Annotated in this window: 11 protein-coding genes; 8 read left to right on the forward strand and 3 right to left on the reverse strand. The window is 42.8% G+C overall.

Features of this window, described 5'->3' with window-relative positions; all coding sequences use genetic code 11:
* Positions 1–2: 2 nt before the first annotated feature.
* Positions 3–2,747 (reverse strand): bifunctional YncE family protein/alkaline phosphatase family protein, encoded by a 2,745-nt coding sequence (locus LJ658_RS00820; RefSeq protein ID WP_230544549.1) that lies wholly within the window; start codon positions 2,745–2,747, stop codon positions 3–5.
* A gap of 187 nt (positions 2,748–2,934) precedes the next feature.
* On the opposite strand from LJ658_RS00820, the gene cls reads away from it, so the two are divergent.
* The 4 genes from cls to LJ658_RS00840 all read left to right on the forward strand — a co-directional run bounded on the left by cls (position 2,935) and on the right by LJ658_RS00840 (position 6,898).
* Positions 2,935–4,371 (forward strand): cardiolipin synthase, encoded by a 1,437-nt coding sequence (gene cls, locus LJ658_RS00825; protein WP_230544550.1) that lies wholly within the window; start codon positions 2,935–2,937, stop codon positions 4,369–4,371.
* 157 nt (positions 4,372–4,528) lie between these two features.
* Positions 4,529–4,786, forward strand: coding sequence for a CHC2 zinc finger domain-containing protein (locus tag LJ658_RS00830; protein ID WP_230544551.1), 258 nt, complete (start codon positions 4,529–4,531; stop codon positions 4,784–4,786).
* Positions 4,783–6,603 (forward strand): AAA domain-containing protein, encoded by a 1,821-nt coding sequence (locus LJ658_RS00835; RefSeq protein ID WP_230544552.1) that lies wholly within the window; start codon positions 4,783–4,785, stop codon positions 6,601–6,603. Before LJ658_RS00830 ends, LJ658_RS00835 begins: the two co-directional genes overlap by 4 nt.
* A 46-nt stretch (positions 6,604–6,649) precedes the next feature.
* Complete coding sequence (locus LJ658_RS00840) at positions 6,650–6,898, forward strand: RNA-binding protein (RefSeq protein ID WP_230544553.1); 249 nt, start codon at positions 6,650–6,652, stop codon at positions 6,896–6,898.
* A gap of 271 nt (positions 6,899–7,169) precedes the next feature.
* On the opposite strand, the gene LJ658_RS00845 is transcribed toward LJ658_RS00840, so the two are convergent.
* The gene (locus LJ658_RS00845; RefSeq protein WP_230544554.1) at positions 7,170–8,063 is read right to left on the reverse strand and encodes a S41 family peptidase; all 894 of its coding nucleotides are present in this window, start codon (positions 8,061–8,063) and stop codon (positions 7,170–7,172) included.
* 321 nt (positions 8,064–8,384) lie between these two features.
* Here LJ658_RS00845 and LJ658_RS00850 point away from each other — a divergent pair, with 321 nt between their 5' ends.
* Complete coding sequence (locus tag LJ658_RS00850; protein ID WP_230544555.1) at positions 8,385–8,933, forward strand: RNA polymerase sigma-70 factor; 549 nt, start codon at positions 8,385–8,387, stop codon at positions 8,931–8,933.
* Entirely contained in the window at positions 8,930–9,931 is a 1,002-nt protein-coding gene (locus LJ658_RS00855; RefSeq protein WP_230544556.1) for a FecR family protein, read from the forward strand. The genes LJ658_RS00850 and LJ658_RS00855 overlap by 4 nt, the downstream gene beginning before the upstream one ends.
* 36 nt (positions 9,932–9,967) lie before the next feature.
* On the opposite strand, the gene LJ658_RS00860 is transcribed toward LJ658_RS00855, so the two are convergent.
* The gene (locus LJ658_RS00860; protein WP_230544557.1) at positions 9,968–11,650 is read right to left on the reverse strand and encodes a carboxypeptidase-like regulatory domain-containing protein; all 1,683 of its coding nucleotides are present in this window, start codon (positions 11,648–11,650) and stop codon (positions 9,968–9,970) included.
* A gap of 325 nt (positions 11,651–11,975) precedes the next feature.
* On the opposite strand from LJ658_RS00860, the gene LJ658_RS00865 reads away from it, so the two are divergent.
* Entirely contained in the window at positions 11,976–14,312 is a 2,337-nt protein-coding gene (locus LJ658_RS00865) for a TonB-dependent receptor (RefSeq protein ID WP_230544558.1), read from the forward strand.
* Between the two features lie 4 nt (positions 14,313–14,316).
* Complete coding sequence (locus LJ658_RS00870) at positions 14,317–15,102, forward strand: DUF4249 domain-containing protein (RefSeq protein ID WP_230544559.1); 786 nt, start codon at positions 14,317–14,319, stop codon at positions 15,100–15,102.
* The last annotated feature ends 61 nt before the right edge of the window (positions 15,103–15,163 follow it).

Consider the following 15,163-nt stretch of genomic DNA (forward strand, 5'->3'; position numbering starts at 1 on the left):
TCTCAGTCATCATCACCGTCCTTGCCGGCCAGTTTTACAGGATACGGTACTTTGCCTTTTGCAGCGTACCATAATATCCGGTTTAATACGTCATCATTACCGCCATCGATATGATCGTACTCGGGTTTTGAAGACTGGCGCGCATAATATAAAGCCTTACCTTTTAAGGCTGCTAATTTGGGGTTAATTGTATTTATGGGGATACGGTTATTTATTCGCTGATAAACATAATCAGCCGGCCTGTTGCTAAAACAAGCAAACATGGGCAGCGCCGTAGCATCAATAACATTCATTGGCGGCAGGCCCAGTATTTGTTCAATAGAGCGCACTACACAGGTTTGGTTATAGTTGGTATGCACCGTACGCTGTAACCGGCTGTAGGGGCTGATTACAAAACCGGTGGTGCGATAGGCCGAAACATGGTCCCAGCCGGCCTGCGAGTCATCTTCAGTAACAAATATCACCGTATTCTTCCAGAACCGGCTTTTGGACAGTGCCTCAACTATGCGGCCGAGGGCAAGGTCATTGTCGGCTATCATTGCCTCCGGAGTTGGCATACCGGGCCGGGTGCCTACGGTATGGTCAGCCGATAGTGCCATGACCATTAAATTCGGCAACTGGTCACCGGGCATTTTTTCATAATCATCCAATTCATTAATAAAGGCCGATGCGCGCAGCTGCTCACTGATCCGGTGTTCATCAGAGGCCGGAAAGTTCTGCGACAGCAGCGGCCTTACCCGTGATATGGTACTGGTGTTTTTAAATTTCAGAGGCTTTCCGGCAAGATAATTATCATAAATGCCTGTCCAGGTTAAATTAGCGGCGATGTTGGGCTGGCTGGCTTCGCCGTAGATCCTTACGGTTTTGCCATGATCGGCCGCATTGTTCCAGATAAAGCCGTTGCCATCATATACCAGTGCATCTTCCTGCACGTGCGGATAGCTTCTGAACCACGACCTGACACTTTTTTCTACATAGTCGGTAACCATAGCCGCGTCTGTCCACTGGTGGCCCTCGGCCGAACATTTACCTGAAGCGTAATAATTATCCAGCAATAAAAAATTGCGGGCAAGGCTATGTTGATTTGGTGTGATTTTATCACCATAAATACAGATCGACGGCATTCCGTCCCCCCCGGTTAAATCACCCAAAACCTGGTCGTAAGTACGGTTCTCTTTAATAACATATAATACATGGGTAAATACAGATGGCTCGCCAATCCGTTCAGGCATAGGGCGCGGGACCACATTTTTTCGGGGCAGTAACTGTGCTATCTGTTGCCTGAAACTCAGATTAAGGGCCTTTACCTTGCCGGTATATTGTTGCAGAACTGCCGCATTGGGTAACGGAATAATAGATATCGTAGCTTTTGAGTGATGTGAATTGTAAACTGCAACAGCCGTGTTTTTAGCTTCGGCCTCTAAACTTCCTTTTTCAATTTCTTTATTGCTCACTCTTGAGCCTTCGCCTTCCAGGTTAGTTACAAAAAGGGTATGCGCATTAACCGCTAACCCACCGGGATAGGCCTCGGTAGGAATGAACCCTTTTACTTCACTTCTCCCAATTCCCGAGACGGCAGCATTTTTACCCAGTTTTACAACGGCTACTGCATTATCAAGGCCGTTAGCTACATATAGCGAAGTCCCCGCCTGGTCAATAGCCAGCGCATTAGGTGTATCGCCAATATAACTTTTCTTGCCGGGGTTCAATTTTACATCAATCGACTCAATATTTTGAAGCGATCCGACAGAAATAACCGAAACCATGTCACTATTACCGTTGGCAACATACACAAAATGTTCATCAACACTGCCAACAATAGCATTGGGATGCAGCCCGACGGCAATTTCTTTTACGATATTGCCTGTTGCCAAATCCAGCACCGTTACGGTACCCTGATTGGTGGCCCCGGTCCTGGGATCAATATAAGCTTTACCATAGGGGATACCCGCAGTTTCGCGTTTGATGGTATCAATAGCTTCAGGGCCTGCCCAGTTGGTAACGAATGCTTTGTTTTGGGCTATGACCAGCCCATAGGGTGCGACGCCGGTAGTGCGGGTCCAGATGATTTTATTGGTTTTAAGCCCGATTTTAACCAACTGGTTATTGCCGTTTAGCACCACATATAAATAATCCGTACCACCCTCTCTGTTGATGGCCAGGTCATTTGGCAGCGCCAAAGGAGATTCACCTTCGGCCTTAAAGCTGAAAACATTTTTTATCAGGATCTTCCCGTTGGTTAATACGGCCTGAAAGACATAAGATTTTGAATTCTTTCCCTTACCGGCTGCCGCACTCCAAAAAACATGATCTTCCTGATCAATCTTGACCACCTTTAAACCAGAATAGGTACTGGTAAGCCCGCTGTACTGCCCGCTTTGCTTATAGGTCCAACGGATAACCACTTTATCAGTAACGGTATCAATGACAGCTATACCATGGCGGTCCTCAACAACTATCCGCGGGCTTCCGGGAACAAGCCGCACGTCCATGCTATGGTTCTCTTCCTCCGGGTCACCAAAATAAATCACCTTACCTGCCGGATCAATGATCCGGTTATAGGGCATTAAAACCGGTAAAACTTTCCGGGTAAGCGTGCTGTCGTCATAAGCATCATGCATAATAGTCTGGCCGGTTCCACCCGATCTGGTATCCGACGGTAGCGGATGGCAGGCAGTAACTATAGCTGCCAAACAAAACAGGCAGGCGTATCTTAAGAATGTTTTTTTATTTAGGATGGGTATCATACAACAATAATATAACAATGGTAACAGCAACTATTTTTTGGTGTCGGATGCGGCGCGAGCCTTCTCTTTTATCACGATATAAATCGTAAAAGGGCAACATTACTCAAAAGTACAATTAAACACTTTACCCTTCATTACGTTATTGTTATATTTAAAAAATGTCGAAACACCTTAATCCATTCAACTGATGCACTGGTATATTATCAGCGCGCTGTATCTCTTATTAGTTCTTTTCGTTTGCGGAAAAGTTCTTTATGATATCCGCTCTACGAGTAAAACTTTTGCCTACCTGCTGGTCATCATCCTGATGCCGGGTATCGGCATTATTATTTATTTTGCCGTAGGGGCCAATTATCGCAAAAACAAACTTTATAGTAAAAAGATCATCAGTGATAAAAAATTGCTGGCCGAGGTGCGCGAAAAAATCGTCCGGGAATCTGAAAAAGCACTAAATACAGGCGAGGCGGAGGTCAAAAATCATAAAAAACTGGCGCGGTTACTGTTAAATGATCACAGCCCGCTCACCGGCAACAACGAGGTTAAACTACTGCTGAATGGTGAACAAAAATTCCCCGAGGTGATCAAAGCTTTAAAGGCCGCAAAGCATCATATCCATATTGAGTATTATATTTTCGAAAACGATAATATCGGCAATCAAATTAAAGATCTACTTATCCAGAAAGCAGGCGAAGGTGTCCACGTCCGGTTTATTTATGATGATTTCGGAAGCCGCTCTATACGTAAAGATTTTGTCCGGGATTTAAAAGAAGGTGGTGTAGAGGCCTATCCATTTTACCAGATATGGTTTATTGCGTTGTCTAACCGCACCAATTACCGCGATCACCGCAAAATCATAATCGTTGACAGTTGCACAGCTTTTGTAGGCGGTATTAACATAAGCGACCGCTATATCAATAACGACCCCAAACAACTGTACTGGCGCGATACCCATGTAATGATCAAGGGGCCCGGCGCCTATTACCTGCAGTATTTATTTATTTGCGACTGGAACTTTTGCGCCGGCAAAAAGCTTCCGGTAGTACCGGAATATTTTTGTTCTGAAAAGACCGGTGGCAAATCCATTGTTCAGATTGCCGCCAGCGGGCCGGATTCTGATACGCCAACCATCATGTATTCGCTGCTGGAAACCATCGGCATGGCGCAAACGGAGTTGCTCATTACTTCACCCTATTTTATTCCCGGCGAGCCGATCCTGGACGCGCTCTGCGTTGCCGCAATGAGTGGGGTCAAGGTTAAATTATTGGTACCATATAAGTCGGATTCATGGCTGGTTAACGCCGCCGCCCGCTCTTATTATGGCGTATTACTTGATGCCGGGGCTGAGATCTATTTATACCAGAAGGGCTTCATTCATTCCAAGACACTGGTGGCAGACGGCCAGCTTTCTGTTGTCGGAACGGCCAACATGGATCACCGCAGTTTTGAATTGAATTTCGAAGTGAACAGCATGATCTATGATCAGAAAATTGCCGGGGAACTGAGCGATGCGTTTAATGAAGATTTAAAAAGTTCAATAAAAATCAATCCGCAACGTTGGTCAAAACGCACCTTATTCAGGCAACTGCCTGAAAAGCTTTGCCGGCTATTGTCGCCATTACTATAAGTTTAATGAGTATTTTAATGTTAAACTGTTAATTTACTTAAATACAGCATTTACCTGATTATAAATAAAATAAGATTATAAACGTCGCGTTATTGCGAAATTTTAAAAGAATTTTAGGACTGTAAATCATTTCTGTATTTAATACAGAAATAAATTTTTGACTATACTTGCCGGCGTTATTACTGCTAATTTCTACATGTCTGTTACTTCATCCAATCTTGTGAATCTTGCCGCCAAATATATGATCCTTAAAGAAAGCCGCCGGAGTTTACGGGGGCAATGTCCTTTCCACGAAGATGCCGGAGAATCGCTGATGATCTCGCCGGATAAAAACATATTTAAGTGTTTTGGCTGCGGCAAAGAAGGCGGTCCGGCTGAATTTAAATTTGCTATCGAGCAGCTGAACAAAGCATGAATTATTTCAAAAATCTTTTAAGTTTATTAGCTGCCGAACGTTCTGCTGATGAGGCTGCTTTTATCAGCCTGACCGCCGGAACAGGCGCGGCGCAACGCAGATCTTTAGGCTTGTGCTGGTACCCCATTGCTATCCGGAACACCGAGCCGGTGCGCGGGGATTATCTAAGCATTGAAGTTGAACGGACCAGCCATAAAGACCTGTCCCACCAGTTGCGTTTCGGTAGTTCGGTAGCTTTGTTTTCTAATCATGACAATGCAGACCGGGTTAACGGGACCGTTACTTTTATTGGCGGCGACCGCCTGAAGGTAACATTGCTTACAGAGGAATTGCCCGACTGGGCCAGCGATGGTAAACTGGGGATAGACCTTTTATTTGACAGCTATAGTTATGACGAAATGCGGGCAGCGCTAAAACTGGCAGAAAAAACTGATTCTCATTTAATTAGGGTACTCACCGGAAGTGAAGGTTCAAATTTCATTACAGCTACCTATAGCAATCCCAACTTAAACGCAGGGCAGGAAACAGCCGTGCGCAATATCCTGGGCGCACAGGACCTGGCAATAGTACACGGGCCACCCGGCACCGGCAAAACAACCACACTGGTTGCCGCCATTAACGCGCTGATTGCACAGGGTGAACCGCAAATATTAGTAGTGGCCCCCAGCAACACCGCAGTTGACCTTCTTAGCGAAAAACTAGCTGAAACCGGGCTTAATGTATTGCGGATCGGCAACCCGGTGCGGGTAACCGAAAGGCTGCAAAAGCTGACGCTGGACAGCCGGATGGCAGAACATGGCCAGATGAAAGAGGTAAAAAAGCTTAAAAAAATGGCCTCCGGATTCAAGAATATGGCGCATAAATACAAGCGGAGTTTTGGCAAGGCCGAACGGGACCAGCGCAAAGCGCTGTTTGATGAGGCACACCGTATTATGCGCGACGCTGCTAAAATTGAGGAATTTGTGAGCGAAGATGTCATCAGCAAAGCACAGGTAATTACGGCCACGCTGGTTGGCGCCAATCATTATACCATCAAAAAACTGGCCTTTAACACCGTAGTTATGGACGAAGCCGGACAGGCGCTGGAGCCAGCCGCCTGGATACCTGTTTTAAAGGCACAGCGCATCGTTCTCGCCGGCGACCACCTCCAGCTCCCCCCGACCGTCAAGGCGCCGCAAAACGGACTGACCACTACCTTGCTGGAAAAATGCGTGGCACTGCATCCCGCGGCGGTAACCCTGCTGGAAGAACAATACCGGATGAATGCCCGGATCATGGGTTTTTCGTCCTTAAAGTTTTACCAAAGCCGTCTTATTGCACACCCGCTGGTAGCCAACCGCTTATTGAATCCCGAGGATAAACCTTTTACCTTTATAGACACTGCCGGAGCAGGCTATGAAGAACAAGCGGAAGGTACAAGTACAGCTAACCCGGAAGAAGCCGCATTTATTGTGCGCCACCTCGCTGCTATGAACTATACTAATGCTGTAAGTGTAGCGGTTATTGCCCCTTATAAAGAGCAGGTTAATCTATTAAAACAATTATTGGCCGGCACCAACGTTGAAGTTAATACGGTTGATGGTTTTCAGGGCCAGGAACGCGACGTTATTTACATCTCGCTTACCCGCAGCAACAGCGATGGCGCTATTGGCTTCCTGTCTGATTATCGCCGCATGAACGTGGCTTTGACCCGCGCCAAATTAAAACTGGTGTTGGTGGGCGACAGCGCAACGATAGCGCAAACACCATTTTATGCCGAACTCATTGCCTATGCCGAGAGTTTAGACGGCTATGAAAGCATTTGGGAATATCAATAGCCAAACAAAAAGCCTACCTTTAAGTTATTAAGTTTTGAATTACTCCATGATTAAATTATTTGTCGGTGGTTTCCCGCTGGATATAACCGAATTAGAGCTGGTACAGTTAGTAGCTATGCATGCCGATGTTCGCACGATTAAAATCGTCCGCGATAAAAAAACAAAAATTTGTAAGGGTTACGCTTTTCTTGAAATAGCGGACCGTGCAGGGGCCGAACAGGCCATTGCTGCATTGAACAGAACAACGCTGGCAGGGCGCAAATTGCGGCTAAGCATAGTTGAAGAAGAGGAATAATTAAGCCCGGTTTTCAGGCACAGCCTTTATTATCGAATTCAGGAACTCTGCCATGTATTGTAACCCAAATCTTTTAACTAAAGTTTAAGAGCTGGCCTAATTACGCGTAATAAGAATTGCCGACAAAAAATCAATCGTAGTCAATGCTTCGTATAATGGATGATTTTGTTCTGCTCATCCCCTACTTTTAAAATTCTTATCAGGGTAAATAAATACATCAATTAACTGGCTAACAATATCGTTTTGTGTAGCAAATCTTTCCTTGTCAATATTACCTGCTTTTTAACCATTTTACAGCCGCCTTTACACTCAAATCATTTTTGGGTGTTGTAAAGTCTTCGGGCGTATTGAGGAACTTGTCCGGTTGAATTGCAGAGATGTATAAGGTCCCTTTTCTATCCCGGCCATAACCGATTGAAAGATTCATAAACGCAATTTTATTTATTGCAAATCCACTATTAACGGTGACATACCCCGCTGTTTCGGAACCAAAAAAAACTGTATTTTTTCTGCCTTTAAACGCCATAGTCAAAAATTCTCCGGAACTCCCTGTACCAGAACCTATGAGAACCACTACAGGCAAAAATTGAGCATTAACGACGCATTTAGGTTTAATTGTTGCTAATAGCGAAGTGTCGATATACAGTGCATTTTCTTTTAATAGCCAATTTTCTGTTTTTTTAGTTTTAAAAGAACCAACAATTCCATCTCCTAAAAGTTGTTCAACGCCCAAAATCATTGGGTGCATGGCGCCGCCGCCGTTTATTCTTAAATCAATAATAACTCCTTTAACATCATGAGTAAGTAATGTGCAAAGACTGTCATTTAATGCTTGTGCTTTTTTATCAAAAGCTGCTCTGTTACCAGCTGGCATTGATGGTATTCTTAAATACCCAATAGATTTTTCTAAAATTTCAGTTTTAATACCTAATCGGTTATTCCAAGCCTTCTTTACGCTGTCTGGAATCGGATTGATTCTCCCATGCCATTGAAATGTGCTGTCCCGGTAAAAAAATGCTCCGTGAAAATCTCCTATTACTTGATAAAGCTGGCGCATAACATTCCCAATCTCATAGGGACTATTTATATCGGAGGCTCCTTTTAATGCGTTCTGTGTAACACCTGACCAGTTAACCTTGTCGGCATTTACCGCATTATTCTTCATAATGCTAATTGTTGTGTCAATAAGAAATTTTACCTCTTGACTTTTAACCTGCTGACCAAACGAAGTCGCGGCTATAACGAAAGTTAAGGGTAAAAAAAATATTATACGAAGACGCTGCATAACGAAATAAGGTTTATGGTGAGATAGTGAAATAAAAATAGCCGTTTCCTCTGATATATTTTATCATATTTAAAAATTGAATCAGGGTAATCTTTCCTAAGCGTGTTATAGTATCATAAGACACATTGGTAAACTACAAGTTGCAATCCGCTATATTTACTTACCTGAACAGTATTAATAATGGATAAAAAGCCGTTAAGGATGGATTTAATTAATGAAGCTGTCTTTGAAAAGTTATTTAAAACGCATTTTAAAGAGCTGCATGCTTATGCTTATTCTTTATTAAAAGATTGGGATGTTGCCGAGGAAATTATCCAGGGCGTATTTCTGAAATTGTGGGAAAAGAACAATTTGGTGGTTATTGATGCATCTATCAGATCATATCTGTACAAAAGCGTTTATCATGATAGCCTGAATCATCTGAGGCAGCAAAAGGTCCATCTGCGATATCAAACTTTAACTGTACATGCGATGAAAAATGAGACAGATGATACAGCCAGTAAAATTACCTTAAGTGAAATGCAGCAAAAACTGCATTATGCACTTAATAAACTGCCCGAAAAATGTCGTGCTGTTTTCCATCTGAGCAGATTTGAAGAGTTAAAGTATAAGGAAATAGCTGCCCACCTGGGTATTTCTATCAAAACAGTTGAAACACAAATGGTTAAGGCTTTAAAGATATTGCGCAGCGAGCTGAGCGAGTATTTGCCGGTTATAGCATTTTTATTATTTAAGTTATTTAGGTCATGAAACAGGACATCAATGAAGATCTGCTGATTAAATATATCCTCGGCGAAACAACTTCAAGTGAAGAACAAAAAGTTGATTTATGGATAAAAGCCAGCAGTGCCAATGCCAAGGTCTTTGAACAATTTAAATTTATCCTCGAATCAGGCAAACAACTTGCAGAAGACAGCCCGGCGGATGTAACCGAAGAATGGGAAAAGTTCAAAATAAAAAGAATGGCGCCTAAGGGCACGGCCAAAGTCAGGGCTCTTAACTGGTATTCGGGGTGGATACAGGTAGCCGCTGCTGTTTTAATTTTGATGACTGGGTTATGGACCGGCTATTACTTTTATAACCGCCAAACATATCCGGGTACAGCACTTGTAAGCCTTAAAACGCTGGATAAAGTACTTGTTGCTACTTTGCCGGATGGATCAGTAATCCATATGAATAAAAACTCTGCTATAAGCTATGCCCGAAATTTTACGGCGCAAAGGGACGTAAAACTAACCGGAGAAGCATTCTTTGAGGTAAAACATAATGAATCGGTACCTTTTACAGTATATGCAGGCAACGTCAAAATAAGTGATGTGGGCACAGCCTTTAATGTAAAAAGTAAAACAGGATGGGTAGAGGTTATTGTGGAAACAGGTATTGTGCAGGTTAGTAAAAATGCTTTATCTGTCCGGCTCAGATCGCGGGAAATGGTTAGAATAAAACCGGAAGACCAACAGCTGATCAAAGAAGCAAATACCGATCTGTTATATAACTATTACCGCAGCAATCAGCTTATATTAAACAATACGCCCTTATCGCATGTGGTTGAAATATTAAATGAAGCCTATGGCGCTCATATTAAAATTGAAGGTGAGGAGTTAAAGAACATACCAATAACCGTTACCTCACCAATAGCTATTGACGTTAAAAATGATTCGCCGGATAAAATTTTACAGGTATTACTGCTTACCTCTCCGGAAATCCATTTGTCCAGGTCAGGAAATAATATTGTACTTAAAAAATAATGTCCGTTACAAACTGCGAGGCTTTTATTAATAAAATTACCAGATATATTGAACCCCGTAAGTAATGCCCACGCTTAAAACATTCAACTTGTTATTATTGAATTGTTGATGAAGCACCCAGCCGGAATTGTTTAATTTATCATCGGCGTTAGAAGATGTTAAGTTTAAAGCCGGCCCGGCAAACAGCTTGAAATGATAATTTATCCGGTACGTAGCCAGTAATTTCATGGCATATACCTGGTAGGTGTTTTGCATATGGCCCAAACCACTTTGCGCAACATATTCAGCATCCCCAGCAAACTTTCTGCTTCTTAAAACATGTGCGCCTAGGCCCAGGTCCAGCGCTTTGTTTACAGGACCATTGCCGGGTTTATAGGCAATTCCAACTAATCCATAAAATATCCTGCCACCCGAACGAAAATCCAAATGGGTAAAAAAAGATTCATCTGAACCTAAGGCCAGGCTTTTTTTCCCGTTTTTAACCAGGTTAATCAACCCGATGGAATAGTCGCTGCTATCTGCCAGGTTAATTAGCCCAAATTGAAATCCCTTAACTTTATTTGCATGGTTTACCAGCGTTGCAATCTGAGACCCGGCAACGGTTTTGGATTGATTAAACAATCCCGCTAACTGAAACCCTTTGGATGAATCTGACATATTAGCCAGTCCGGCCATTTGCACTCCGCCTGAAAAATTATGGGTCTTATTTAATGCACCCGCCATCTGGATGCCGTTAGCATTATTTAAAACCTGGTTATAGACCCCGGCTAACTGTATACCTTTTAAATTTCCTCCCGTGATATTAAAGGCACCTGCGGCCTGCAGAAAACTAACATCATTCCGGTCAATATTAAAGACACCGGCAAGTTCGACACCCTGGACACCGGCGGTATAACCACCGATCAGATTTAACGAGAGGTTATCAATTACCTGGCTGTTATACATTCCACGCGAACTTAACCCGGGGGTAAGAGATACCTGGTAAGGGCTGTAAGCAAACAACCCGCCTAAATTAAGGTCCTGGATCTTTTGTTTGGAAGTGATAAAAAAACGGCTGAATCCACGTTCCAGTTTTTGACGGTTGTCTTTTTCGGCCGGGTCATATTTATACCGCTTTTTTTTGACTTTTAAATTAATAACTACCGTCTGAAGTAAATGAAGCGATGTATCCCGGTAATTGTCTTTTGAAGCCGTCAATACTACCGAGCCACTCCAGTTTTTTATTTTAACAGCAAAATTTCCCTGTTCATCAGTTAACGCAGATATCAACAGGTTCTTCTCATAAATACTTACCTGGTTAAGATCTTTCTTGGTATTTACATCGCTGACATGGCCTTTTATCATCAACTGATCTGATTGATCCTTTTCTATATAGGCCACAACAGACAGCCTGTTAAGGGCATGCCTGAGTATAATATAGCCCGGCACCTCCTTTAATTCATAATCCTCGCCCAGTAACTGAGATAAAAAATTATAAAGAGTGCCATTGTAACCGGCTACTGAAACCATGCTGTCTGCAGGTATTACGCGGTTATTATAGGCAAAATTAAAGTTGCCATTTTGAGCTATTTTTTCGAGTACCGTCCCCACGGGTATGCGGCCCATATTCCTGACAGACACCTGTTGGGCTAAATAGCTCTGTGCGTACAGGCCGGAGCAACAAAACTGGAGCAGGCATATCATCAGCCGGAAATAGCTCAGCCTATGGGTTGAATTCACTGATTGGTTAATTGATGACTTGATAAAGTTTATAAATGAGCCTTTTGATATTACCCGTCGTAAATTTTCAGGACAAATATATAAGTCTTTCAACTAACCACCGCTTATACTTTTTTCAAAAAAAAGTTAAAACCCGAATCAGGGTCAATTCAATTGAACGTGTAATACCTGTAAAAAATCAAAAATGACATTACTTGCTTTCAAATCGTTTCTGCAGCCAGGGCTGTACATGAATCCACTGGCACTTATCAACTGCATTATGGCCCAAGATATAATAAACGATTAGTATCCACATCATCACCTCAACCTATAAACACCATTTTCTATGCAAAAATTAAAACACCTCATCCTTTTCTTAATCATGATTTCACCGGGATTGGCACTGGCGCAATCAAAAAAGACTTTTACCATTTCAGGCACTATTAAAGACAACGCCTCGGGTGAAACACTGCCCGGTGCTACAGTAAGCTTTTTAGAATTACCCGGCAAAGGTGTAACCACAAACGCTTATGGATTTTACTCGATAGCTATTGCCGAAGGGGAATACACTATGCTAACCAGCTATACGGGTTATTTCACAGATACTTTAAAATTGCGGTTAACAAAAAACATCCTGACAAATGTTAGCCTTAAAACCAGTTCGGGGCAGCTGGGGGAAGTAAAAATCAGGAGCACTTCATCCCGGAGCAATAACATCCTGACGTCACCCGCAGGTGTGCAGATGCTTTCCATAAAAGATATTGCGAATGTGCCGGTGCTGCTGGGCGAAAAAGACATTTTGAAAACCATTCAGCTCCTGCCGGGAATCGTATCAGCCGGCGACGGAAATTCCGGCTTTTTTGTGCGGGGCGGAAGTGCAGATCAAAACCTGATCCTGCTGGATGAAGCCACGGTTTATAACCCCTCGCATGTGCTGGGGTTCTTCTCTGTTTTTAACTCAGATGCTATAAAAGATATCTCGATTTATAAAGGGGGAATGCCGGCCAACTATGGAGGGCGGCTATCTTCTGTAGAGGACATCCGGATGAACGATGGGAACAATCAGAAATTTGGAGCAAGCGGAGGAATCGGGCTGATCGCTTCCCGGTTTACCGCGCAAGGCCCGCTGTGGGACCACAGAGGGTCATTTATTGTAAGTGCAAGACGCAGTTATGCCGACCTGTTTACCGGCATGTCTTCTGATACGACTATAAAACACAGTAAAATTTATTTTTATGACGTCAACCTAAAAAGCAACTACCAGATAGACGATAATAACCGGCTCTTTTTGTCGGGCTATTTTGGAAAGGACGTCATGAATTTTAAGCACGACGAGGGCCTGGACTACGGAAATGCTACCGGAACGTTAAGATGGAACCATATTTTTAACGCTAAACTGTTTTCAAACACCTCGTTAATTTACAGCAATTACACTTACAACGTAAATTTTGACGACAATACAGATGTTATTAAAGTTTCTTCGGCGATCACCGACTATCATTTAAAACAAAATTTTAATTATTACCTGAATACAGCAAATAAATTAAATTTTGGTTTTGAATCAACCTATCATATAACCCAGCCAGGCGCAGCGGTATCAGCCGCTTCATCAAATTTTAACAATATCTCGTTACAAAAAAAGCATTCTTTAGAAAGTGCGCTTTACCTGTCAAACGAATGGAACGCGTCAGACCAGCTGAAAATAACGTATGGAGTGCGGTTAAGTGAGTTAGTTGTGCTTGGTCCGGGACACTTTTATACTTACGATAAAGATGGCAATAAAACAGACAGCACTGATTACGCTCGCGGTAAGATCGTTAAAAGTTATTTTACCCCCGAGCCACGTTTTGCGGCAAGTTACCAGTTAAATAATAACTCGTCCGTTAAGCTATCTTATGACAGGAATGTACAAAACATCCATTTATTAAGTAACTCCCCTTTTATTTCGGCCACGATTATTTATTTACCAAGCAGTAACAATATTAAACCGGAAATAGCTGACCAGGCGTCGTTAGGCTATTATCATACCTTTCGCGAAAATGGTTATGAGTTTTCCAGCGAAATCTATTACAAAAACCTGCAAAACCAAATCGACTACAGAAACGGCGCAAATCTGGCCGGGAACGAGTATGTAGAAGCGGATCTGCTGTATGGCTCGGGAAGGGCCTATGGTTGGGAAACTTATATTAAAAAGAAGTCAGGTAAATTTACCGGTTGGCTAAGCTATACCTTGTCACGCACGGAAAGAAAAATACCGGGCATAAATAACGGTCATTACTACCCGGCAACCCAGGACCAAACCAATCATTTATCCCTGGTGGGCATGTATCAGGCCGGGAAGAAATGGACATTTTCTGCCAACTTCGTTTACAACACAGGTAACGCCGTTACCTGGCCTTCAGAAAAATTTGCCGTGGATGGCGCCACCGTTTATTATTATGGCGGCCGAAACAGCAGCCGCCTGCCGGCATATAACCGCCTGGATATAGGAGCTACGCTTTTAGCTAAAAAAACAGCTAAATATGAAAGCAGCTGGGACTTCTCTATATATAACGTGTATGGCCAGTCTAATCCTTCTGATATCATTTTCCGAAACGACCCTAAAAATGCTAACAAAACACAGGCAGTTCAAACTACCTTTTTCAAAATGGTCCCATCTGTTACCTACAACTTTAAATTTTAATAAAATGAAAGCATTATCATTAATAATAATCTCAATTATTTGCATCCTACTTTGGTCTTCCTGTCAAAAGGTCATTACGCCACCTTTGGCCGGCTCATCGCCGCAACTGGTAATCATAGGTACTGTAAGTGATACAACGGGGCCATACCATGTCAAGATTTCAAATACAGTTAGTTTCTATGCCGATAATATCTATCCGAATGTTTCCGGGGCATCCGTCACCATCACCGATCAAACAACAGGTATCAGTGATGTTTTAACAGAAACCTCGGCAGGGACCTATACTACGCATACCCTAACGGGAAGACCCGGGGACACTTATCAGCTCCAGGTATTGTTGAACGGTAAAACCTACAGGTCATCATCTACTATGCCCTACCCTGTTCCGCTGGATTCTATTACGTTTGATTATGCTGTTAAAAACAAGATACAGCCGGTGGTTTATTTTCAGGACCCGACGGGCTTTACCAATTATTATAAACTAGCTATACAGGTTAACGGAACTAATCTTAAAAGATTCGAAGCTATTGACGACCGGTTATCAAACAGCAAGTATATTCATGCACATCTGGAGATAGATACCGGCATTATTAAGAGGAATGATCTTGTGAATGTGAGTTTAGTAGGCGTAGAAAAAAATGCTTACCAATTTTTACAGGAGGCAGAGAACGTTGCTTTTAATAATGACAATTTAGCGGCACCAGCTACCCCGACCTCGAATATTTCCGGCGGCTGCCTGGGCTATTTCAGCGCGCAAACGGTAAGCAGTAAAAAACGAATCGTAAAATAAGCCTAAAAATTATCGCCGATTTAACCACACGCGGTCATCAATACCTCATATACTGACTATA

The sequence above is a fragment of the Mucilaginibacter sp. UR6-11 genome (assembly GCF_020880695.1).
GTDB lineage: Bacteria > Bacteroidota > Bacteroidia > Sphingobacteriales > Sphingobacteriaceae > Mucilaginibacter.